Annotated in this window: 20 protein-coding genes; 13 read left to right on the plus strand and 7 right to left on the minus strand. The window is 59.1% G+C overall.

From position 1 onward, the window contains the following. Nucleotides 1-322 precede the first annotated feature (322 nt). Complete coding sequence (locus tag GWQ29_RS02145) at nucleotides 323-1,588, plus strand: RidA family protein (RefSeq protein WP_275918660.1); 1,266 nt, start codon at nucleotides 323-325, stop codon at nucleotides 1,586-1,588. 94 nt (nucleotides 1,589-1,682) lie between these two features. Here GWQ29_RS02145 and GWQ29_RS02150 read toward each other — a convergent pair whose 3' ends face one another. Further along, a complete protein-coding gene (locus tag GWQ29_RS02150; RefSeq protein ID WP_232471802.1) occupies nucleotides 1,683-2,084 on the minus strand; it encodes a hypothetical protein in 402 nt (133 codons plus the stop codon). 370 nt (nucleotides 2,085-2,454) lie between these two features. Beyond that, on the minus strand, nucleotides 2,455-4,446 hold the full coding sequence (gene tkt, locus GWQ29_RS02155; RefSeq protein ID WP_275918661.1) for a transketolase: 1,992 nt from the start codon (nucleotides 4,444-4,446) through the stop codon (nucleotides 2,455-2,457). A gap of 342 nt (nucleotides 4,447-4,788) precedes the next feature. On the opposite strand from tkt, the gene metK reads away from it, so the two are divergent. The 5 genes from metK (at nucleotide 4,789) to gshB (ending at nucleotide 9,172) form a co-directional block, all read left to right on the plus strand. Continuing rightward, complete coding sequence (gene metK / locus GWQ29_RS02160; RefSeq protein WP_271774422.1) at nucleotides 4,789-5,940, plus strand: methionine adenosyltransferase; 1,152 nt, start codon at nucleotides 4,789-4,791, stop codon at nucleotides 5,938-5,940. Between the two features lie 68 nt (nucleotides 5,941-6,008). Continuing rightward, nucleotides 6,009-6,542, plus strand: a complete 534-nt coding sequence (locus tag GWQ29_RS02165; protein ID WP_265461478.1) for a SprT family zinc-dependent metalloprotease — start codon at nucleotides 6,009-6,011, stop codon at nucleotides 6,540-6,542. Nucleotides 6,543-6,615: 73 nt separating this feature from the next. Continuing rightward, nucleotides 6,616-7,305, plus strand: a complete 690-nt coding sequence (locus tag GWQ29_RS02170; RefSeq protein ID WP_271774421.1) for an endonuclease — start codon at nucleotides 6,616-6,618, stop codon at nucleotides 7,303-7,305. 130 nt (nucleotides 7,306-7,435) lie between these two features. Further along, nucleotides 7,436-8,167: a 16S rRNA (uracil(1498)-N(3))-methyltransferase gene (gene rsmE, locus GWQ29_RS02175; RefSeq protein WP_275918662.1), complete on the plus strand. Its 732-nt coding sequence runs from the start codon at nucleotides 7,436-7,438 to the stop codon at nucleotides 8,165-8,167. 51 nt (nucleotides 8,168-8,218) lie between these two features. Then, on the plus strand, nucleotides 8,219-9,172 hold the full coding sequence (gene gshB / locus GWQ29_RS02180) for a glutathione synthase (RefSeq protein WP_096118069.1): 954 nt from the start codon (nucleotides 8,219-8,221) through the stop codon (nucleotides 9,170-9,172). A gap of 90 nt (nucleotides 9,173-9,262) precedes the next feature. Here gshB and GWQ29_RS02185 read toward each other — a convergent pair whose 3' ends face one another. Further along, the gene (locus GWQ29_RS02185; RefSeq protein WP_131729690.1) at nucleotides 9,263-10,888 is read right to left on the minus strand and encodes a methyl-accepting chemotaxis protein; all 1,626 of its coding nucleotides are present in this window, start codon (nucleotides 10,886-10,888) and stop codon (nucleotides 9,263-9,265) included. A gap of 117 nt (nucleotides 10,889-11,005) precedes the next feature. On the opposite strand from GWQ29_RS02185, the gene GWQ29_RS02190 reads away from it, so the two are divergent. Next, complete coding sequence (locus GWQ29_RS02190; RefSeq protein WP_005316953.1) at nucleotides 11,006-11,560, plus strand: YqgE/AlgH family protein; 555 nt, start codon at nucleotides 11,006-11,008, stop codon at nucleotides 11,558-11,560. Between the two features lie 46 nt (nucleotides 11,561-11,606). Further along, a complete protein-coding gene (gene ruvX, locus GWQ29_RS02195; RefSeq protein WP_275918663.1) occupies nucleotides 11,607-12,029 on the plus strand; it encodes a Holliday junction resolvase RuvX in 423 nt (140 codons plus the stop codon). 256 nt (nucleotides 12,030-12,285) lie between these two features. Here ruvX and ampC read toward each other — a convergent pair whose 3' ends face one another. Continuing rightward, nucleotides 12,286-13,437, minus strand: a complete 1,152-nt coding sequence (gene ampC, locus GWQ29_RS02200; RefSeq protein WP_275918664.1) for an FOX/MOX family class C beta-lactamase — start codon at nucleotides 13,435-13,437, stop codon at nucleotides 12,286-12,288. 224 nt (nucleotides 13,438-13,661) lie between these two features. Here ampC and GWQ29_RS02205 point away from each other — a divergent pair, with 224 nt between their 5' ends. The 3 genes from GWQ29_RS02205 to GWQ29_RS02215 are packed head-to-tail and all read left to right on the plus strand — an operon-like array spanning nucleotide 13,662 to nucleotide 17,546. After that, complete coding sequence (locus GWQ29_RS02205; protein WP_275918665.1) at nucleotides 13,662-14,582, plus strand: MoxR family ATPase; 921 nt, start codon at nucleotides 13,662-13,664, stop codon at nucleotides 14,580-14,582. Then, a complete protein-coding gene (locus GWQ29_RS02210; RefSeq protein WP_275918666.1) occupies nucleotides 14,582-15,586 on the plus strand; it encodes a DUF58 domain-containing protein in 1,005 nt (334 codons plus the stop codon). Before GWQ29_RS02205 ends, GWQ29_RS02210 begins: the two co-directional genes overlap by 1 nt. Next, entirely contained in the window at nucleotides 15,573-17,546 is a 1,974-nt protein-coding gene (locus GWQ29_RS02215; protein WP_275918667.1) for a DUF3488 and transglutaminase-like domain-containing protein, read from the plus strand. Before GWQ29_RS02210 ends, GWQ29_RS02215 begins: the two co-directional genes overlap by 14 nt. Nucleotides 17,547-17,647: 101 nt before the next feature. On the opposite strand, the gene GWQ29_RS02220 is transcribed toward GWQ29_RS02215, so the two are convergent. Next, nucleotides 17,648-19,090, minus strand: a complete 1,443-nt coding sequence (locus GWQ29_RS02220) for a sodium:alanine symporter family protein (RefSeq protein WP_021140062.1) — start codon at nucleotides 19,088-19,090, stop codon at nucleotides 17,648-17,650. A gap of 742 nt (nucleotides 19,091-19,832) precedes the next feature. On the opposite strand from GWQ29_RS02220, the gene tal reads away from it, so the two are divergent. Together tal and GWQ29_RS02230 are read left to right on the plus strand one after the other, a co-directional pair. Beyond that, complete coding sequence (tal, locus tag GWQ29_RS02225; RefSeq protein WP_021140061.1) at nucleotides 19,833-20,783, plus strand: transaldolase; 951 nt, start codon at nucleotides 19,833-19,835, stop codon at nucleotides 20,781-20,783. Nucleotides 20,784-20,942: 159 nt separating this feature from the next. Next, nucleotides 20,943-21,125 carry a DUF3545 family protein gene (locus GWQ29_RS02230; RefSeq protein WP_005316976.1) on the plus strand — a complete coding sequence of 61 codons (183 nt, stop codon included), beginning with the start codon at nucleotides 20,943-20,945 and terminating at the stop codon, nucleotides 21,123-21,125. Between the two features lie 48 nt (nucleotides 21,126-21,173). Here GWQ29_RS02230 and GWQ29_RS02235 read toward each other — a convergent pair whose 3' ends face one another. Both GWQ29_RS02235 and ung read right to left on the minus strand, forming a co-directional pair. Beyond that, complete coding sequence (locus GWQ29_RS02235) at nucleotides 21,174-21,722, minus strand: hemerythrin domain-containing protein (protein WP_021140060.1); 549 nt, start codon at nucleotides 21,720-21,722, stop codon at nucleotides 21,174-21,176. A gap of 246 nt (nucleotides 21,723-21,968) precedes the next feature. Further along, a complete protein-coding gene (gene ung / locus GWQ29_RS02240; protein WP_005316980.1) occupies nucleotides 21,969-22,637 on the minus strand; it encodes a uracil-DNA glycosylase in 669 nt (222 codons plus the stop codon). Nucleotides 22,638-23,063: the final 426 nt, after the last annotated feature.

The following is a 23,063-nucleotide window of genomic DNA, read 5'->3' on the forward strand; positions in this document are numbered from 1 at the left end:
GAACCCAGTCCACACGAGCTCGCCTGCGACACCAGACCTGTTTGATCCACCCAGGAATCGTATTCACCCTGAATTGAATAGCAAAATAGCTATATTTCCAAGCGTTGAGCCATCTCATAGAAACGCAATCACCGGTTTGCATCCCCTGATGGCCACTCATAGAATCGCCTCGTCTGAAATAATCAACCCTGTCCCTTCCTCTCTTATCCCATTCAGCTATTGAGTGGATTAAACATAATAACCGGAGATGCACCCGCTGGCGCACTCGGATGGGACGAACCTATACCTGAGTTAACAACGAATACTAAAAAGAGGAATATCTATGAGTGGCACCATCATCAAGGCTGCAAGAAATACCACCAATGCCCCCCAGGATCTGGGCCCCTACACCCAGACGGTGGCGTTCTCTCATTACAACAATATTTCTGCCCAGCTGCCGGTCGATCCCAGGACCGGCAAGATGGTGAGTGGCGACGTCAAGGTACAGGCCAGACAGTGCCTGAATAACCTCAAGGCGATCATAGAGAGCATCGGCCACGTGATGGACGATATGGTCAAAGCCACCATCTTCCTGAAAGACATTTCGGATCTGGAAGCTGTCGACGCCGTCTATCGCGAATTCTTCCCGGGCTATCTGCCGACCCGCACCACACTCGCCGTGGCCGCCCTGCCGCTGGATGCCCAGGTGCAGATCGACGCCATCATCTCCAATGGCGAAGGCACCTTCCCGCAGGCGCCCTGCGCCCTGGTGAAACTGGCCCGCAACAGCGACAAGGCACCGCACAACCCGCTCTCGACCCATACCGTCGCCTTCTCTCACTACAACAACATAGGCGCGCAACTGCCGGTCGATGCGGTCTCGGGCAAGCTGGTCGCCGGTGGCATCAAGGAGCAGGCAGGTCAGTGTCTGCGCAACATCAAGACCGTGCTGGAAAGCATCGACGTGCCGTTTGACGACATCGTCAAGGTGAACATCTACCTGACCAGCCTCGCGGATCTGGAGGCCATCAACGAGGTCTACACCACCTTCTTCCCGGACTCCGCCATTGCCCGCGCCGTCGCCTATCTGCCGGCCCGCTCCGTGATCAGCGCAACTGCCCTGCCGCTGGGTGCCCGGGTGCAGATGGATGCGGTCATCTCCCACGGTGACGGCACACCGCCGCAGCTGGTGGAAGACAGACACAACCTGGTGATCAGCGCCCGCAATACCGACAAGGCGCCACGCAGCACGCTCCATTGGCAGACTGTCGCCTTCTCCCACTACAACCATCTGGCCGCTCAGCTGCCGCTGGATATCACCACCGGCAAGATCCTGACCGGTTGTGTCAAAGAGCAGACCGCCCAGTGCCTGAGCAATATCAAGGCCATTGTAGAGAGCATCGACCATGTGATGGACGATATCGTCAAGGTAAATATCCAACTCGGCAATATCGCCGATCTGGATGCGGTCAACGCCGTTTACACCAAATATTTCCCGGGCTATCTGCCTGCCCGCACCGTATTTGGGGTAAGCGAACTGCCAGCCGGTGCCCTGGTGCAGATGGATGCCGTGCTCTCCAATGCAGAAAGTACCCCGCCGCAGGTGTAAGATTTGCTTTAAATGATAAAAAGACACCGGCATAAGCCGGTGTCTTTTTATCGGGTGTCAACATTGACGACCTTATGCTTAAAATTTCCCTTCGTTATCCGAGAATTTGTTTAAGCTCCACTTCTTTCAATTTAAAGATCTCATACTCCCGCGCATTTCTGCTCTTGGCAGCAGTGATCCATTGCACGCCGGTTTCATCGGCGTGTTTGAATTCGAGTCTGAATACGTATTTTGCACTGGTGACCATAGCCATCACCATTCCTGCCAGAAAAGCGACTGCGGGGAGAAACAACGTCATTCCCTTACCCTGCGCTTCAGTCGGTATAAAGTAGAAGAGGATACTGGATGTAATTAACCCGAACAATAACATGTTTATTAGTTTGTCCTTCCATGTAAGCACTTTTACTTGTACATCAGAGATCCTGTTCAAATCATACGAATCAGAATTTATCTTCAGCTTTCCCTCTGACTTATCAATCAATACAGAACAAGCCATTGTAAATACCCCATCCTTTTTAAAATGCTGTAAATCACCTGATTTACTTAAAAATCACTCACTACCATGATCGAACGACAAATAACTCGCCTGCCCTATATCACTGGAAATGATACTGCAACGAATACGGATTAATCACCATTCAGATGCACAGCATATTATAAAAAGAGTCGTATGACACCAAATAAATACAACCATACCGAGAAATTGGAGGTCGCCAACATACTAAGTTGTAAAACTGAGTTATTCACTCAGGGTTGACCATGTCTCCCGAAGAATAAAATTATCTTATAAAAAAACGCCCCCATCTTTCGATGGCGGGCGCTTTGTTATTCAAGCTATTGGGCCAAGCCAGCCCAATATTCAGCGATTACAGGGACTCTGCGGTCGCAACCACATTTTCCACGGTAAAGCCGAATTCCTTGAACAGCAGCTCGGCAGGTGCGGACTCACCGAAGGTGGTCATACCGATGATCTTGCCGCCGAAACCGACGTACTTGTACCAGTAGTCGGCGATGCCGGCTTCGATGGCCACACGCTTGGTGACGGAGGACGGCAGGACGGACTCTTTGTACTCGGCGGATTGAGCGTCGAATACGTCAGTAGACGGGAGAGAGACGACGCGCACGGCACGGCCCTTGGCAGTCAGCTGCTCATAGGCGGCCACGGCCAGCTCCACTTCGGAACCTGTGGCGATCAGGATCAGCTCCGGGGTGCCGGCGCAGTCTTTCAGCACATAACCACCCTTGGCGGTGTCGGCCAATTGCTGGGCGGTACGGTCCATCTGGGGCAGGTTCTGGCGGGAGAAGATCAGCGCAGTCGGGCCGTCCATACGCTCGATGGCGTGCTTCCAGGCAATGGCGGATTCAACCTGGTCACATGGGCGCCAGGTGCTCATGTTCGGGGTCAGACGCAGGGAGGCGATCTGCTCGACCGGCTGGTGAGTCGGGCCATCTTCACCCAGACCGATGGAGTCGTGAGTGTAAACGAAGATGGCGCGCTGCTTCATCAGGGCGGCCATACGCAGGGCGTTGCGGGCGTACTCCATGAACATCAGGAAGGTGGCGCCGTAGGGGATGAAACCACCGTGCAGGGCGATACCGTTCATGATGGCGGACATGGCGAACTCGCGCACACCGTAGTGGATGTAGTTGCCTGCCGCGCTCTCGGGGGTGAGCGACTTGGAACCGGACCACATGGTCAGGTTGGACGGAGCCAGGTCAGCGGAACCACCCATGAACTCGGGCAGCAGCTTGCCGAACGCTTCCAGAGAGTTCTGGGACGCTTTACGGGTCGCAATCTTGGCCGGGTTGGCTTGCAGGGTCTCGATGATCTTGGCAGATTCAGCGGCCCAGTTGGCCGGCAGCTCGCCTGCGGTGCGACGCTTGAACTCGGCAGCCAGCGCCGGGTGCGCGGCTTCATAGGCGGCAAACTTGGCAGCCCAGTCGGCTTCCAGCTTGGTGCCCTTCTCCTGACCGTTCCACTCGGCGGCGATGTCGGACGGAATAACGAACGGTGCGTGGTCCCACTTCAGGAAGGCACGAGCGGCGGCGATCTCGTCGTTGCCCAGCGGTGAGCCGTGGCAATCGTGAGAACCGGACTTGTTCGGTGAACCGTAACCGATGATGGTGCGGCAGCAGATCAGGGTCGGCTTGCCGGTCTCGGCCTTGGCGGCTTCGATGGCGGCATTGATGGCTTCCGGGCTGTGACCGTCCACGGCCGGGATGACGTGCCAGCCATAGGCTTCGAAACGCTTGGGGGTGTCGTCGGTGAACCAGCCTTCAACGTGACCGTCGATGGAGATACCGTTGTCATCCCAGAATGCGATCAGTTTGCCCAGTTGCAGGGTACCTGCCAGGGAGCAAGCCTCGTGGGAGATGCCTTCCATCAGGCAGCCGTCGCCCATGAAGGCGTAGGTGTAGTGGTCAACGATGTCGTGACCCGGCTGGTTGAACTGCTCGGCCATGGCTTTTTCGGCGATCGCCATGCCCACGGCATTGGTGATGCCCTGACCCAGCGGGCCAGTGGTGGTTTCGATGCCTGGCGCATAACCGTACTCGGGGTGGCCCGGGGTGCGAGAGTGCAGTTGGCGGAAGTTTTTCAGATCGTCGATGGAGAGGTCATAACCGGAGAGATGCAGCAGAGAGTACAGCAGCATGGAGCCGTGGCCGTTAGACAGAATGAAACGGTCGCGGTCGGCCCACTTGGGGTTGTTCGGGTTATGCTTGAGGTGGCTGCGCCACAACACTTCGGCGATATCCGCCATTCCCATGGGGGCGCCCGGGTGACCGGAGTTGGCTTTTTGAACGGCATCCATACTCAATGCGCGAATGGCATTGGCAAGCTCTTTACGAGAAGGCATCTGTATCTCCTGCGATTGCTTCATTTGATGGCCAAGATTAAGGCGCGTTATTGTCCCAGCAGGGGGCGTGCGGTGCAAATATTATCTGGGCGAATAAAGTGGCTTTGGGAGCTCAATCGCTTTTCTTGCCGGGGCAAACGATTGAGTTGTCATCGGCTTGCACCCCAAATGGGGTAAAGCACGTATCTTGTTCGGCCAGCACGGGGCAAAACCAAAATAGTGCTGGCAATCGAGAAGGGCGCTAACTAAAATGGACGTCCAGATGTAGATACCTCTACAATCATCCTATCATCACCCGGTTATTGCTGTGGCGATAACCCCAGACAAGCTGAGAATCCCATCATGGCAAAGCTGTTTACTTCCGAGTCGGTCTCCGAAGGCCATCCCGACAAGATTGCGGACCAGATCTCCGATGCGGTACTGGACGCCATCCTCAAGCAAGATACCAAGGCCCGTGTCGCCTGTGAGACCCTGGTCAAGACCGGTATGGTCATGGTAGCGGGTGAAGTAACCACCTCTGCCTGGGTTGATATCGAAGAGATAGTGCGCGATACAGTGCGTGACATCGGCTACACCCACTCCGACATGGGTTTCGACGCTGACTCCTGCGCCGTGCTGAACGCCATCGGCAAGCAGTCCCCTGACATCAACCAGGGCGTTGACCGCAGCGATCCGCTGGAGCAGGGCGCCGGTGACCAGGGCCTGATGTTCGGCTACGCCACCAACGAAACCGACGTGCTGATGCCCGCCCCCATCACCTACTCTCACCTGCTGGTGAAGCGTCAGGCCGAAGTGCGCAAGAACGGCACCCTGCCGTGGCTGCGTCCGGATGCCAAGAGCCAGCTGACCTTTGCCTACGACGACGCAGGCAAGATCATCGGTGTCGATGCCGTGGTTCTGTCTACCCAGCACGCCGAATCCATCAGCCACAAAGATCTGGTTGAAGCGGTACGCGAAGAGATCATCAAGCCGGTGCTGCCGGCCGAGTGGGTCAACAAGGACACCAAATACTTCATCAACCCGACCGGCCGTTTCGTTATCGGCGGCCCCATGGGTGACTGCGGTCTGACCGGTCGCAAGATCATCGTCGACACCTACGGCGGCATGGCCCGTCACGGTGGTGGCGCTTTCTCAGGCAAGGATCCGTCCAAGGTTGACCGCTCCGCCGCCTACGCTGCCCGCTACGTGGCCAAGAACATCGTTGCCGCCGGTCTGGCAGATCGCTGCGAGATCCAGATCTCCTACGCCATCGGCGTGGCCGAGCCGACCTCCATCAGCGTCGAAACCTTCGGTACCGCCAAGGTGGCCGAGGAGCTGCTGGTCAAGCTGGTGCGCGAGCACTTCGAACTGCGCCCGTATGGCCTGATCGAGATGCTGGATCTGAAGCGCCCCATCTACCAAGCCACCGCTGCCTACGGTCACTTCGGTCGCGACGAGTTCCCGTGGGAGCAGACCGACAAGGCCGAGCTGCTGCGCTCCGCCGCTGGCCTCTAAGGCACTCAGTTGTGATAAAAGGGGAGCCTGGCTCCCCTTTTGCTTGTCTGCCGACCGACGGAAATCCCATGTCTGCCACCCCAGCTCATCTCGAACAACTGCTGCATCAGCGGGTCGACGCCTGTTTCGTGCAGGCCGAGGCGCGCCTCGGTCGCACCTTTGCCCGTCCGCGCATCCACTGCAATATGCGGGGCCGGGCGGCGGGTTCGGCGCGGCTGCAGACCTGGGAGCTGCGCTTCAACCCTGCCCTCTATCAGGCCAACCAGCAGGCGTTTCTGGACGAGGTGGTGCCCCATGAAGTGGCCCATCTGCTGGTCTATGCCCTCTGGGGTGAGGGTCGAGGCAAGCATAGGGTATTGCCCCACGGCCAGCAGTGGCAGTCGCTGATGCGGGAGCTGTTCGGCCTTGAGCCCAGAACCACCCACAGCTTCGATCTGACGGTGCTGGCCCAGCGCACAGTACCTTATCGCTGTCACTGCCAGCAGCATCAGCTGTCGGTGCGCCGCCACAACAAGGTGGTGCGCGGCGAGGCCCGCTACCACTGTCGCCGCTGCAAGCAGCCCCTGGAGCGGGAACGGCAGGTGCCTGTGCCTGCACAGTAAGCCAGCCCGTGTCGCAACCCTGTGTTAGGGTGCCTTCTCTTTTCATCCAACCGTTTCATTGCCAAGGATCTTCATGTTTCGTCCCCTGCTCTCTGTCGCCCTGACTCTGTTGGTCAGCCTGCCCCTTCATGCCCAGACTTTTCGCACCGCCAAGCAGGATCTGGTCAAGCTCTATCAAACCCAGCCCACAGTCACCACCTTCTACTGCGGCTGCGACATTCGCCATCAGGGCAAAAAAATGAGCCCGGATCTGGCCAGCTGCGGTTATGAACCGCGCAAGCAGCCCAAACGAGCCGCCCGTATCGAGTGGGAACACGTGGTACCCGCCTGGGAATTTGGCCATCAACTGCAGTGCTGGCAGCAGGGTGGACGCAAAAACTGCAGCAAGAGCGAGGAGTTCAACAAGATGGAGGGGGACATGCACAACCTCTTCCCCGCCATCGGCGAGGTAAATGGCGATCGCGCCAACTACCGTTTCTCCGACTGGAACGGCACCCCGGATCAGTACGGCCAGTGCCAGATGCTGGTGGACTTCAAGGAGCGCCGGGTGCAACCACCCAAGGGGCTGGTACGAGGCCAGATCGCCCGCGCCTACCTCTATATGAGCCAGCAACACGGGCTGCGCCTCGCCGCACAACAACGTAAACTGTTCGAAGCCTGGGACAGGCAGTACCCGGCAGATAGCTGGGAGTGCGAGCGCAACCGCCGCATCGGCAAGCTGCAGGGCAATACCAATCCCTTCATTGAAAAGCAGTGCCAATAACCCCATTTGACTAAGGAGGGGGAGCACCCCCTCTCATCATGAACCCCTTCAACCTCTGTCGCGTGAGCCTTGCTCAACGCCTCGCAGTAGGATATTGAAGGGTTTCCAAGCAAGAGACTGACAATCAGCCATGCGCATTCCACGTATCTATGAAGCGGCCACCCTGCAAGTTGGCCAGACCCTCGCCCTGTCGGAAGACGGTGCCAACCACATCGGCCGGGTACTGCGCATGCAGCCGGGCCAGCAGCTCGAGCTGTTCAATGGCGACGGCAGTCAATATGCCGCCACCATCACCCTGGTCGGCAAGAAATCGGTTGAAGTGACCATCGACAGCTGCGAGCAGCGCTCGGTGGAATCCCCCTTCGCCATCCATCTGGGCCAGGTGATCAGCCGGGGTGACAAGATGGACTTCACCATCCAGAAATCCGTCGAGCTGGGTGTCACCTGCATCACGCCGCTCTTCTCCGAGCGCTGCGGCGTCAAGCTGCCCGCCGACAGGCTGGAGAAGAAACGCGAGCAGTGGCAGAAGGTGGTGATCAGCGCCTGCGAGCAGTGCGGCCGCAATGTGGTGCCCGAAGTTCGCATGCCGATGGAGCTCGATGCCTGGCTAGGGGAAGAGACCCAGGAGCTCAAGCTCAACCTGCACCCGCGCGCCCCCTACAGCATCAACACACTGCCGGTGCCGGAACACGGGGTGCGCCTGCTGATCGGTCCGGAAGGGGGCTTGTCGAGCGACGAGATCGCCCGTACCGTGCAGGAAGATTTCAAAGAGATGCTGCTGGGGCCGCGGGTGCTGCGCACCGAAACCGCCGCCCTGACCGCCATTACCGCGCTGCAGTGCCGCTTTGGCGATCTGGCCTGAAACAGGTTTTAAGAATCTCACTCGCAATCGAGCCACAAGAAGGAAACTCGGATGACCATTAAACTCGGCATAGTGATGGACCCGATTTCGGCCATCAATATCAAGAAAGATTCCAGCTTTGCCATGCTCGAAGAGGCGCAAAAGCGCGGCTATGAGCTCTTCTATCTGGAGATGTCGGATCTCTACATGGAAGCCGGTCGCGCCTTTGGCACCATGCGCCCGCTGACCGTCAAATATGACTATGCCGACTGGTTCAACCTGGGCGAGGTGATCGATCAGCCCCTCTCCACCCTGGATGTGATCCTGATGCGCAAGGATCCCCCTTTCGACACCGAATTTATCTACGCCACCTATATGCTGGAGCGGGCCGAGGATGAGGGCTGCCTCATCGTCAACAAGCCCCAGAGCCTGCGCGACGCCAACGAGAAGCTCTACACCGCCTGGTTTGCCGAACACACCCCGACCACGCTGGTGACCCGTCGCTCTGACAAGCTGCGCGCCTTCCACGCCAAACACAAAGACGTGATCCTCAAACCGCTGGACGGCATGGGCGGTGCCTCCATCTTCCGCATGAAGGAAGATGATGCCAACGTCGGTGTCATCATCGAAACCCTGACTGAACATGGCAGCCAGTACTGCATGGCGCAGACCTATCTGCCCGCCATCAAAGATGGCGACAAGCGGGTGCTGGTGGTGGACGGTGAACCGGTTCCCTACTGCCTGGCCCGCATTCCGGCGCAGGGGGAGACCCGTGGTAATCTGGCGGCCGGTGGCCGTGGCGAGGCGCGCCCCTTGAGCGAAGCGGACTGGGCCATCGCCCGCGCCGTCGGCCCGACCCTCAAAGAGAAGGGCCTCATCTTCGTCGGCCTCGACATCATTGGCGATAGGCTGACCGAGATTAACGTCACCAGCCCGACCTGCATCCGCGAGATCGAGGCCGCCTTTGACGTCTCCATCACAGGCATGCTGATGGATGCCATCGAGCGTCGGCTGGCGAAAGCCTGAATCGCCACAGCCAAACGGCAATAACAGAAGAGGCGGCCCCTGGGCCGCCTCTTCTTTTTCATCCTGTTACCTCATTTATCTCGGCCCCCTTTAACAGCGGAACTGCCCTACCTTCACCTTGAGATCGCTCGACAGCTGCTCCAGCTCGTGACAACTCTGGTTCAACTCGGAAGCGGCCTTGGTCGACTCTGTCGCTATGTGGGCTATGTTGACCACGTTGCGGGTGATCTCCTCGGCTACCTTGCTCTGCTCCTCAGCCGCCGTGGCGATATGGGTGTTCATCTCGTTGATCACATTGACCGAACTCACTATCTCGCCGAGGGCCTGACCACAGGCCAGCACTGTGCGATTGGACTCCTCAACCTGACTCAGCCCCAGTTCCATGCTGGAGGCCGCCTCGCTGGCCCCCTGCTGCAACTTGACGATGGTCTTGCCGATCTCTTCGGTGGAGCGCTGGGTGCGCTGGGCCAGGGTGCGCACCTCATCGGCCACCACGGCAAAGCCGCGACCCTGATCGCCGGCCCGCGCCGCTTCGATGGCCGCATTGAGCGCCAGCAGGTTGGTCTGCTCGGCAATGCCACGAATGGCATCCATCACGCTGCTGATGTTGCGGCTGTCATCCGCCAGCTGGGTGATCATGGCGGCCGTGTTCTGGATCTGGGCGGAGAGGCCGGACATGCGCAAGATGGCATCTTCGACGATATGGTGGCCGTGACGGGCACTCTCGTGGGCATGGTGCGCCGCATCTGCAGCGCTGTTGGAACTGTTCGCCACCTCGGCCACAGTTGCACTCATCTGGTTCATGGCGGTCGCGGTCTGATCCGTTTCTGCCTGTTGCTCTGCGAAGCGCCCCCGGCTCTGCATGCCGATGTGGGCCAGATGGGCCGACGCTGTGGCAAGCTGCTCCGCCATGCCGTTGATCTGGGTGATGAGCTCACGAAAATGGCAGATCACCTCGTTGAGTGAATGAGCCAGCCCGCCCATCTCATCTTTGCGCAGCACAGGTACCAGCTTGCTCAGGTCGAGATCGGTCTGCATGCCGCGCAAGATCCCGCCCATGGCGACCAAAGGTTGACTGACGCTACGCCCGGCCCACACACCGAAGAACAGAATGCAGGCCCCCCCCACCACAAACATCAGGATAAAGAGCTGGAATAGTTGCTGCCGGAGATCATTGAGCTCACCGATATTTTGCTCAGCCTCCTTGAGCTGGAACTCCACCAGCGCGCTCACACCGTCGCTCACCGGATCTATCACCCCGTAGAGGGGCATGATGCGGGCAGCCAGCAAATCCCGCGCCTCCCCCTGCATCTGATCCAGCACAGCCACCACGGCAGCAATCTGCTGATCGGCGGCACCAAACAAGGCCTGCACACTGGCGGCCTCCTGCTGTTCGGCCGAGCTCATCTCCCGACTCCGGTACTGCTGCCAGATTTGCGCTATCTCCCGCTGCGCCTGCTGCATGTCGGCCTTGGCGTTGGACGGTGCTATGCCTCCCACATTGGCCTTGTTGGCCGCATCGATCACCTTGACCGCGTAGAGATCGGCAATCTGCTTGAGCTCCTTGAGCTGTACCACCTCTCCCTGATACATGGCGTTCATTCCCGCCATCAACTGGGACATAGCCTGGGTTGCACCGACCAGCAAGGCCAACAGTGCCAACAGGGGCACAACGCAACCCAGGATCAACTTCTGTCTGATCGAAATACCTTCCATGGCTTTCTCTCCACTCGAAATATACTGATAGCCTAGACCCTGCTGGTAAAAAGCGGTTTTGCCCAACGAGGCGAGCTGCCATAATTGCTTCAAATACCTTTGCAATATTTGGCCCATATGCAAACACTGCAAAATCATTTTCTGCTCGCCATGCCGAGCCTCTCCGATCCCTATTTCGAGCGTTCGCTGGTCTATCTGTGCGAGCACAATGAAGAGGGTGCCATGGGGTTGGTGGTCAATATCCCGGTGGACATGTCACTGGATGCCATGCTGACCCAGCTCAAACTCGCACCACCGCCCAGCCCGGAACTCAAACAGCCGGTGCTGCAAGGGGGCCCTGTGCATGCCGATCGCGGCTTCGTGCTGCACAGCTTCCGTCCCGGGTTCAACTCCACCCTGCAGGTGGGGGACGAACTCATGGTCACCACCTCCAAGGACATACTGGAAACCCTGGGCACCGAACAGGCACCGGATCACTGGTTGGTGGCGCTCGGCTACGCCGGCTGGAGTGCGGGTCAACTGGAACAGGAACTGGTGGACGGGGCCTGGCTGGTGATACCGCCCAACCCGGATCTGGTATTCAAGACTCCCATTCATCAACGCTGGCAGCAAGCGGCCGCCAGCATAGGGGTCAATCCCATTCATCTATCCAGCGACATCGGCCATAGCTGATGCCGTTTGCCACGCATTTTGCGATGCGTTTTGAGGAAAATATTCAATGTCATCACGCAGTATCATGGGCTTCGACTACGGCACCAAGAGCATAGGGGTCGCCATCGGACAGGAACTCACCGGCACGGCCCAGCCCCTGCGCGCCATCAAGGCCAACGACGGTGTGCCCAACTGGGACGACATCGAAAAACTGCTCAAGGAGTGGCAGCCAGACCTGCTGGTGGTGGGATTACCCCTCAATATGGACGGCACAGAGCAGGAGATCACGGTACGGGCTCGCAAATTCGGCAATCGCCTGCACGGCCGCTTCGGCAAGCAGGTGGAGTTCAAGGACGAGCGGCTCACCACCACGGATGCCCGCGCCCGCCTGTTTGAACGGGGTGGCTACAAGGCGCTCGATAAAGGCAGCGTGGACGGTGTCTCCGCCCAGCTCATTCTGGAAGCCTGGATGGAACAGCAATACGACTGAGGCAAATCCCTGCCCCCTGTTATCCCCCTCACGAGAGGGCCTCTCTCTGGCCCTCTCGTCCTTGTCATACTGCCGTCATCTCTTCGTCATGTAGGCCCGTTAGCGTGGTGGCATCTTGCCCGGATTCCACCCATAGGGGTCATCATGAACAGAGAGAAGTTTGAAGGCTGGCTCATTCTTGCCGGAAGCCTGTTTTCCATTCTGATGCTCGGCGAACTGCTCTAACCCGCCAGATTGACGAACGAGCAGCCCGGTATCATTCTGCCGCCAGCGCCTCCAGAATGGCGTGAGCCGCCTTGACCCTGGCCTCGATGGGATAGTTTCGGTTGGCCAGCATGACGATGCCTATTCCCTTGGCGGGCACGAACGCCACATAGGCACCAAAGCCGTTGGTCGAGCCCGTCTTGTTGTAGAGTCGCGCCAACCCCGTCTCTTGGGACGCGGCAACGGGTTTGACCGGGTTGGCATTGTAAATCACCGCCGAGGAGTTGCCCGCCAGCAATGTCTGCTCGGTGACGGGATAGGCGTAACTCTCCCAGCCCAGTCCCTGGGTCATTTCCCCCACAGAGTAGAAACCTGTGTGAGTCAGCGCGATCGCGCTCTTGACCGCCTCATCCCCCTGATAGCCGATGTTGGCCTCGACAAATCTCAGCAGATCCGCCGAGCCGGTCTTGATGCCATAGGCCTCGGCCGCCAGCACGCCCGGATTGACCCTGATGGGCTTGTCTTCCTTCGAATAGCCATAGGCATAGTTCGCCATGGCCGCGTCGGGGACCTGAATATAGGTGTGGTGCAGACCCAGCCTGGGCAGCAGAGTCTGGCTCATCAGTTGCTCAAACGGCTGGCCCAGGCTGCTCGCTGCCAGGTGGCCGAACAGGCCTATGCTGGGGTTGGAATATTGGCGATGGCTGCCCGCCGGATAGGCCGGTGTCCAGTGCCGGTAATACGCCCGCATCTTGTCGATCGAATCCACCTCGTCGGGGAACTGCAGCGGCAGGCCACCCGCGCTGTAGGTGGCGAGCTCAGCCATTGTGATGCCATCAAAGGCGGAGCCTTTGAGCCAGGGAGCCTGCTGGCTCACCTTGTCATCCAGCTGAAAGCCCCCCTTGGCGATGGCGTAGGCCCCCAGCGTCGCGGTCAGGGTCTTGCTGACCGAGCCAATCTCGAACAGGGTCTGCTCGCTGACGCGGCTCCCGCTCTCCCGATTGGCCACCCCGTAGTTGAAGTAGTGCGCCTTGCCATCCTTGAGCACGGCGACCGCCATGCCCGGGATCCTGTGCTGCTTGAGCAGAGGCTGGATGGCACCGTCGACCACGGTCGTCAGGGGATCCGCCCCCTCGCCGTGGGACAGGGGGGAGAGCAGCAGGGCACTCAGTGCAAGCAGTGACACGGCAGTGTTTTGTTTCATTGGATGAGTCTCGCGATGGATAAAAGCGCCGGCATGGTGGCAGGCGCGGTCAAGGTGTGAGACCAGCATAACCGGCCAGCATGTGTCCACTGTGCGCCTGGGTGAAGTCTATGTGAAGTCGCCCCCAAACATGACCCGTCTCAAGGGTTTATCCCGGAGTTGCCCGCCTTCTCCCGCCGCTGACGTATAAGCTGTAGGGGCGAAAGGAGACAAGGGAGGCGCGGGTGAAGGGACAAGAGCACATAGCACGACTGCTGGCGGCACTGGAGCAGGTGATCCTGGGCAAGCCGCTGCAACTCAAGATAGCCCTGGTGACCCTGCTGGCCCGTGGTCACCTGCTGATCGAGGATCTGCCCGGCATGGGCAAGACCACCCTGGCCCACGGGCTGGCGCAGGTGCTGGGGCTGGATTGTCGACGGGTGCAGTTCACCGCCGATCTGCTGCCGGCCGACCTGCTGGGGTTGCAGATCTTCGACCCCCACCAGCAGCAATTTCGCTTTCACCCCGGCCCCGTCTTTACCCAGGTGCTGCTGGCGGACGAGATCAACCGTGCCAGCCCCAAGGTGCAAAGTGCCCTGCTGGAGGCCATGGCCGAGGGGCGAGTGAGCATCGAAGGCCACACTCATCCGCTCCCCTCCCCCTTCTTCGTCATCGCTACCCAGAATCCGGCGGATCAGGCGGGCACCTATCCCTTGCCCGAGTCCCAGCTCGATCGCTTCGCCGTGCGCCTGTCGCTCGGCTTTCCACCACGGGAGGCCGAACGCCAGTTGCTGCGAAGCGGTAACCAGACCAGCCCCCTGACCCGGCAACTGGATGCTGCCGGGCTGGCCACCCTGCAGGCCGAGGTGGATGCCATTCATGTCTCCGATGCCACCCTCGACTACCTGCTGGCGCTGGTGCAGCAGAGCCGTTTCGATGCAGAGCTGCCCCAACCCCTCTCCCCCAGAGCGGCCCAGACCCTGCTGGCGGTGAGCCGGGCCTGGTCATTGGTGACGGGGCGCCGTTTCGTCACTGTGGAGGATGTGCAGGCCGTCTTCCCCTACGTGGCCGAGCACAGGCTCAGAGGCAGCTTCGGGGTACAGCGCGGTGAGGCCAGCCCCCTGAGCCAGCGCCTGCTGGCCAGCGTCAGTCCGGACAATCCTTGATGAAACGCCCCCTGTTGGGCTGGCGCCGGTTCAGGGAGCAGTGGCAGCAGCGCTGGCTGACCCGCCGCATCCCCCCCGCCCGCCAGATGACACTGGGGCCGCGCAGCCTGTTTATCCTGCCCACCCGCATGGGGCTACTCTATCTGCTGGTGATGATCGCCATCTACCTGCTCGGTACCAACTACCAGAACAACCTGGTGCTGCTGGTCTCTTATTGCCTCGGCAGCCTCTTCATGGCCGCCATGTGGCTCACCCATCGTAACCTGCTGGGGCTGGAACTGCTGGGCGGTTCGACCGTGCTGGGGGAGGCGGGCAGCCAGGTCCCCATCCAGGTGACAGTACGAAGCGTGCGCCCGTGTCAGGCGCTGCACTTTGCCCTCAATGAAGGCTCGCTCTGGCTGGCGCAGGCAAACTCGACACCCCGGAGCCTGACCCTGCCGGTACGGGGGATGCAACGCGGCCGCTTGCCACTGGGCCGCCTTCGGGTAGAGAGCCGCTACCCACTCGGTCTGTTTCGCTGCTGGTCGCTGCTGGATCTGCAACTGGAAGCCTGGCTCTCGCCCAAGCCTCTCTATGGGCCACTGCGGGGCGGTTCGCCGTCAGGGCAGAAAGGTACCCAGGGTCAAGCTGGTCCCGCCCCTCTCGGCGATTTCGACATGTTGCGGGCACACCAGGTCGGGGAACCCTTCGGCCAGATTGCCTGGAAGCAGTTCGCTCAGGGGCGCGGCCTGCTGGTCAAGCAGTTCCAGGAACCCGAACAAGATGACACTCACCTCAGCCTGCAAGGCGTCACAGGCACGGATCTTGAGCAACGACTGTCAGCCCTGGCCTGGTGGTGCGCCGATTATGGCAAGCGGGGCATTCCTTTCACCCTGACCCTGACAGGCCAGACCCTGGGCCCGGAGAGCGGCCCCGCCTTTCTTCGGCACTGTCAGCTGGCATTGGCCCGCTTCGATGACAGAGCCGGATCTGTAAACGAGAGCTCTCCCAATGCTGCTCGATAATCGCCGTCTGCTGCCCCTCATCGCATTGCAGCAAGGTGTGCTGGTGCTGGCACTCTGGCCCCAGCTGCAGCTCTGGGTCGTCGCAGTCGGCGCCATCACCCTGGGCGTGCGAGCCATGATGCTGTGGCAGGAGTGGCGATCGCCCCCCGCTCGCGCACTGGCGCTGCTGGCCATCACGGGGGTTCTGCTGTTGGCCTGGCAATGGCGGGCGCTGGGCACGCTGCCAGCCCTCATCAACCTGCTCTGGCTCGGCTACAGTCTGAAGATGATAGAGGTGCGGCGGGAGCGGGATGTAGAACAGGTGCTGCTGCTCGCCTTCTTTCTCATCGCGCTGGCGCTGGTGCAACGTCAGAGCATGGGCTGGGCACTGACCATGGCGGCCACATTCTGGCTGACGGTGAGCACACTGGTGACGGCAGTGGCACCGGAGCAGAGACAGCCGTGGCGCAGCGCCGGCGCCTCCCTGCTGCTGGCTCTTCCCCTGCTGCTGACCCTGTTTCTGGTGCTGCCAAGACTGCCCCCGCTCTGGCAGATGCCGACCACCAGCCGCGCCCTGTCGGGGCTCTCGGAAGAGGTGGCACCCGGCGACATCAGCGAGCTGGTCAACTCCTCCGAGCTGGCCTTTCGCGTCACCTTTGCCGATGGCCCGCCCCCCGCCAGCGAGCGCTATTTTCCGGTGATGCGCCAGGAACAGTTCGATGGCCGCCGCTGGCTGCTGAGTGCCGAGACCCGGCAGTGGCAGCAATCCCAACCCATGCAAACAATACAAGTGCAAACCGGCGCAGGTCCCCTGCCCCCCGCCAGCTACGAGGTGATCGCCGAACCCCAGCGCCACCGCTGGACGCTGGCGCTCTCCCAGCCCAGCGTCTTGCTCGGCCCTGTGCTGGTCAGCCCGCTGGCTACCCTGTATCGCCGCGATCGGGGGGATCAAAGGATCAGCTACCGGGTCACCACAGTGCCGACGGCGCTGCCCACCAACACCACCACCCTGCGGCGCAACCTGCAACTGCCCGCCGCCGGCAACCCCAGGGCCCGCGTTCATGCCCAGGCGTTGAAGGCCCGCCATCCCGTGCGAGCCGAGCTCGTCGCGGCCCTGCTCGACGGCTTTCGACGCGAGCCCTTCTACTACACACTGCAGCCCCCCCTGCTGGGGCCTGACGGGGTGGATGACTTCCTGTTCAACAGCCGGCGTGGTTTTTGTGGTCACTACGCCATGGCAACTGCCTTCGTGCTGCGAGCAGCCGGGATCCCGGCGCGGCTGGTGACCGGTTATCTCGGCGGGGAATGGAATCCTCAGGGCCAGTATCTGGAGGTGCATCAGTTCGATGCCCATGCCTGGGTGGAGTACCTGGATGACAGTGGCAACTGGCAGCGACTGGACCCCACGGCGGTGGTGGCACCGCAGCGGGTCGAGGGCGGCATGACGGCAGCCTTGAGCGAAGAGTTCACCGCCGCCGATCCCCTCTCCCTCCAACGCTATCGCCAGTGGGCCCTGCTCAACCAGCTGCGCTGGTGGGGAGCCAACCTCGACTATCAATGGACGCGGCGGGTGCTCAACTACGATGCGGCTCGGCTGTGGCAACAGGTGGGGTTGCGCTGGCCGGCCCTTGCCAGTCATACCCCCTGGTTGATCCTGACCTGCTTGCTGGGAGTCGCCACCCTGATCGGCACCCTGCTACTGTGGCCGGGACGGGCTCTGCCACACTTGAAGGTATGGCAACCCCTGCTCAGACGGGCTGCCCGCCAGGGGTGGCAACCCCACGCAGGGGAGAGTCTGGCCAGCTGGTGCGAGCGGCTCATCACCCTTGACCCCGAGCTGGCACGGCCACTGCAGCGCTGCGCCTGGCTCTATCGGCGCTGGCGCTATGCCCCCCTCTCCGAACAACGGCAGCAACAAACCCTGCGACAACTGCAACGACGGCTACGCCAAACCTGCCAGCTATGGGACAAGCGCCGATAGTGACAAGCCAGCCAGCATGATATGCAGACAAGGATCCACCAAAACAGAAGGGGAGCCAATGGCTCCCCTTCTTCATCATCCCATGTTGACCAACGCAGGGTTTAAAGCTGCTTGCCGTGCTGGGCCGGGTTGTCCCAGATCCCTTCTTCCAGCTGGCTGCGGATCTCGGGGTACTTGTTGGCATCGAAGGTGGGCAGTTTGCCCAGCTTGAGCTGATCGTTGTAATCCTTGGCCAGCTTGATGGCCACGCCGGAGAGCAGCAGGATGGCCACCAGGTTGACGATGGCCATCAATCCCATGGATACATCCGCCATGGCCCATACGGTCGGCAGTTCACCCACTGAACCGAACATCACCATGCCCAGCACGAACATCCGGAACAGCATCAGGCCGCCCTTGTGGTTGTGCTCCAGGAACACCAGATTGGTCTCGGCGTAGGAGTAGTTCGCCACTATGGAGGTGAAGGCGAAGAAGAAGATGGCTGCCGCGATAAAGATGTTGCCGCTACTGCCAATCTGGGAAGAGAGCGCACGCTGGGTCAGCTCGACACCGGTTATACCCGAGCCGGGTTCGAACTGACCGGACATCAGTATGATGGCGGCAGTACAGGTACAGATGACGATGGTGTCCATGAAGACCCCCAGCATCTGCACATACCCTTGCGAGGCTGGGTGCGGCGGATAGGGCGTCGCTGTCGCGGCGGCGTTCGGGGCTGAGCCCATACCGGCTTCGTTGGAGAAGAGACCTCGCTTGATGCCGTTGATCATCGCCTGGGAGATGGCATAACCCATGGCACCGGAACCCACCTGCTCGATACCCAGAGCAGACTTGATGATCAGGGAGAACACACCGGGCAATTCGCTGATATTCATCGCCACTATGAACAATGCCAGCAGTATGTAGGCCAGTGCCATGAAGGGGACCACCAGTTCGGCGAAGCGGGCTATGCCTCGAATGCCGCCAAAAATGATGAGGCCGGAGAGCACCACCAGCGTCAAACCGCTGACCCAGTCAGGAATGCCGAACGCAACCTTCATCGCCAGACTGATGGAGTTGGCCTGCACCGCATTGAACACCAGACCGAACGCCAGGATCAGACAGAGGGAAAACAACACCCCCATCCAGCGCATGCCGAGACCGCGCTCCATGTAGTAAGCAGGGCCACCACGATAGTTGCCATCTTCGTCCTTCACCTTGTACAGCTGGGCCAGGGTGCTCTCTACGAACGCCGTCGCCATGCCAATGAAGGCGATCAGCCACATCCAGAAAATGGCGCCCGGGCCACCCAGATAGATGGCAACGGCCACACCGGCCAGGTTGCCGGTGCCCACACGGGCGGCAAGGCTGGTACAGAGTGCCTGGAAGGAGGAGATGCCGGCCTTGTCTGATTTGCGGCTATTGCGCAAGACGGAGAACATGTGGCCGAAGTGGCGAACCTGAATAAAACCCAGGCGGAAGGTAAAGAAGATGCCGACCCCTATCAGCAGGTAGATGAGCACAGCTCCCCACATAAGGTCGTTTAGCATTGCGATCAAGGTGTCCATATTTCTCTCGTTGTTATCACATCCATGGCCAGTCTGCGCTGACCCCTTTCTGTCTATTTCTGAATTAGCGTTTCACTAAAGGGGCGGAATCTAGCATAGCGAGGGAGTTCAGAATAGTGATCCCGATCACTACAGAAACAAAAAACGAGCGTTTCAACGCAATAAAGCTTCATTTAACACGCAAAGTTTCAACAAAACTGAGAGTCAAATTTATCAGGCGACAAATTAGACCCAAAAGAGCATATTTTGGCAATTATCCACATAGAGGTAGCCGTGCTCACTAGGAGGCAAACTATTGCGCAAGCGTTTACCTGAAATGGCTTTCAAAATGGGGCTGCTTCGCCAAACGTTTTACACGTAATAAAATTTCAAGTAGCTAACCACACAATTTATGTGATCGACTGCACAAAACCGATAATCAACCAAAAAAGTTGTTTTTATCAGGGGATAAAACCGCTCACGAAAAATGGATAAAAGTCGTTTTTAATCAACTACTTTCACCCACTACTTCCCACCGCCGGCGACCATTGGATGATAAGCATACAAGCCACCCTATTGCAGGATGAGCCACATCCGTATTAATTAGGCAGGCAGTGGCGATGGGCCTCCCCCATCGTGCTTTTCTGAGCCTGAGTCGCCGTGATTTTGTAATTTTATTTCAGAACTGTCGTCTCACGCCCGCCACCCCAGAGCCTGCGCCCTCACCAAGAGAATGCGCCCTCATAAAGAGATGATATTTGCCATGGCCGATAAATTAACCCAGCTGAAAGCCCTGACCACAGTTGTCGCCGATACCGGTGATATCGAAGCCATCAAGCGCTACCAGCCCATCGATGCCACCACCAACCCGTCCCTGGTGTTGAAGGCATCCGAGATCCCCGAATATGCGGCACTGATCGAAGACGCCATCAGCTGGGCCAAATCCCAGAGCCAGGACAAGGCACAGCAAATCATCGACGCGGGCGACAAGCTGGCGGTCAACATAGGTCTGGAAGTGCTGAAAATCGTTCCGGGTCGCATCTCCACCGAGGTGGATGCCCGTCTCTCCTTCGATACCGAAGCCAGCATCGCCAAGGCCCGCAAACTGATCCGTCTCTATAACGAAGCGGGCATCGCCAACGATCGCATCCTGATCAAGCTGGCCTCCACCTGGGAAGGCATTCGTGCCGCCGAGGTACTGGAGAAAGAGGGGATCCAGTGCAACCTGACCCTGCTGTTCTCCTTCGCTCAGGCCCGTGCCTGCGCCGAAGCTGGTGCTTTCCTGATCTCCCCGTTCGTGGGCCGCATCCTCGACTGGTACAAAGCCAAGCACAACCGTGACTATACCCCGAGCGAAGATCCGGGCGTTGTCTCCGTCACCGCCATCTACGACTACTACAAGCAGCACGATTACCCGACAGTGGTCATGGGCGCGAGCTTCCGCAACACAGGCGAAATCCTGGAACTGGCCGGTTGTGACCGTCTGACCATAGGCCCTGCCCTGCTGGAAGAGCTGAGCAAAACCGAAGGCGCCGTGGTGCGCAAGCTGAACTACACCGGCGAGCGCAAGGCAAAACCGACTCCGATGTCCGAGGCCGAATTCCGCTGGGAACTGAACCAGGACGCCATGGCTCACGAGAAGCTGGGTGAAGGCATCCGCATGTTTGCCATCGATCAGGGCAAGCTGGAAACCATGCTGGCCAGCCGCCTCTGATAAGGCGTCAGGACCAGACAAAAACCGGGCTCCCGCGAGGGAGCCCGGTTTTTTTATGAGCGCTTGATCCCTTGTCATGAGTTCGTCACGAAAACGTTTTATTTTCAATGGCGTTATGTTATACGGGTGATGAAAACGAGAATAACCAAGGAGGGAGCCATGGAAATGTTCAACTTCGATTATGACGATGTAGTTGAGCTCGGTTCGCGTAGCCGCGGGACAACGGGAAAAAAACGTAAATGGCGTGAGATTGAGGCGTTGAAAGATAAACATCGCCTGCAGAAGGAGCTGCAATCCATCGACATCGCTTATGAAGGTCTCTCAGACGAGATCGAACTGTAAAAACAAGGCCCCGGTTGAACCGGGGCCTTGTTTTTGAGTACCTTGCCCTCAGGATGAGGGGGGCAGCGATAGCCGTTGGGCCAACTCCTGAAAATGCTGGCTGATCTCGGCGCCAAACAGGGGATCCCCGATGGCGCGATTCTGCCAGAGCTGCTCCAGGTGACGCCAGTCATCCTCGGTCAGTGAATCACGCAGATGAGGGAAGATGACCGCCTCTTCATAGTTCATGTGCGCCTCTTGCAGCGCCACAAACTGCTCCAGTCTGGCGGTGAACTGATCCAGCGGAATGACCGAATCCATCAGTATCATCTCCACCATCTCCTTGAGCTCGGCACCGGCCCCCAACAATCTGGCATGCTCCTCCTGCAGCCTGTTGGCCACTTCCCCTTCCACCACCCGGTATTTCAGGTAGTAGTCGTAGATCATGTCCTCTTTCGGATGGTGGTACTTGTCAGAGACCTCCCGCAAGTAGTCCACCGCGTCCCGGATCAGGAAGTAGCTGACTGGCTGTTCATTGCGAATGGCGGCGAGCTTGTGTTTAAGCAGCTCCAGCAACCTGGCGATATTGAGATGGTCCTTGTGCAGACTGGATAACATAAGCACTCCTTGCGCTGAGATAGAAAGATACTTATTGAAGTATACGGTCATTTATCGCGCTAACTTTGCACTCAATCAAGTCAACAGCAGAGAAGGCGACAAGCAAGCGAGGCCTCAGACCTCCCATTTACGCTCGTCAAGACCCGCCAATTCGGCTCCTCAGCCCATGTGCAGACAGCAAGCCGCCCTCACCAATATCCGTTCATGACGTGGCCAGAGCAGGCTTGCCCGCGACACTTATGGCCGTTACCCGCAGACCGAATGCCAGTTGATGGGGCTCATTCCCTGTTGGGACAGCAGACGATTGGTCTCGGAGAAGTGGCCGCAACCGATAAAACCGCGATGAGCCGAGAGCGGGCTGGGGTGAGGTGCACTCAGCACATGGTGTCGGCTCCGGTCAATGAAACGTCCCTTCTTCTGGGCATGGGCCCCCCACAGCAAAAAGACCACTCCCTGACAGCTGGCATTGATCTGCTCGATAACCCTGTCCGTGAAGGTCTCCCAACCCAGATGGGCGTGGGAGTGGGCCATCCCCGCCTGTACCGTCAGCACTGTATTGAGCAGCAAGACCCCTTGCTGGGCCCAGGATTCAAGAAAACCGTGGTTGGGTGTGACAAAGTCCGGCAGATCCCGCTGCATCTCCTTGTAGATATTGACCAGAGAGGGAGGCGTACGCACACCGGGCAGCACGGAGAAGCAGAGGCCATGGGCCTGATTTGGGCCGTGATACGGGTCTTGTCCCAGGATCACCACCTTGACCTGATCCAGCTCGGTCAGCTTGAAGGCGTTGAACACCTCGGTTGCGGGAGGATAGATCACCTTGCCCGCTTCCCGCTCGCTCCTGACCGTCGCCAGGGTCGCCTTGAAATAGTCCTGCTCTTTTTCTGATCCAATCACATCTGTCCAGGTCCGCACCCCAATATCCTCAATTAATACGGCAAGGGGCTCAGGATAGGGGGCCAGACAACAAGACGCAACCGTAGCGCCATCGTCTGAGCCCACCAAGCAAGGCAGCATCCTTGAGTGATAACACGCAGCAGAGGGCATCTCCCGGCCCCGGTATCGCAGGCCAGCGGGCACACTCGGTCACGCTTCCTCCCAGCGGGCTGTACAGCCCTTCTATATGGAAGAGAAGATCAATGGCTACAGGCCCCCTTGCCAGCGTCATGGCTCCCTGACCCATACTGCCGATGAACCAAAATATCTATCCCTTCAAGAGAGAGCCCAGCACCTTAATCATGGAGGAACACCCAATAAGATGTAGTTAAATTACTAGATTAAATTAATGAAAGATGCATAATTTGGATATCTTACATAATCAGAAAAATGATCTATTTTTGA

It is taken from the genome of Aeromonas sp. 2HA2, assembly GCF_029237345.1.
GTDB lineage: Bacteria > Pseudomonadota > Gammaproteobacteria > Enterobacterales > Aeromonadaceae > Aeromonas > Aeromonas salmonicida.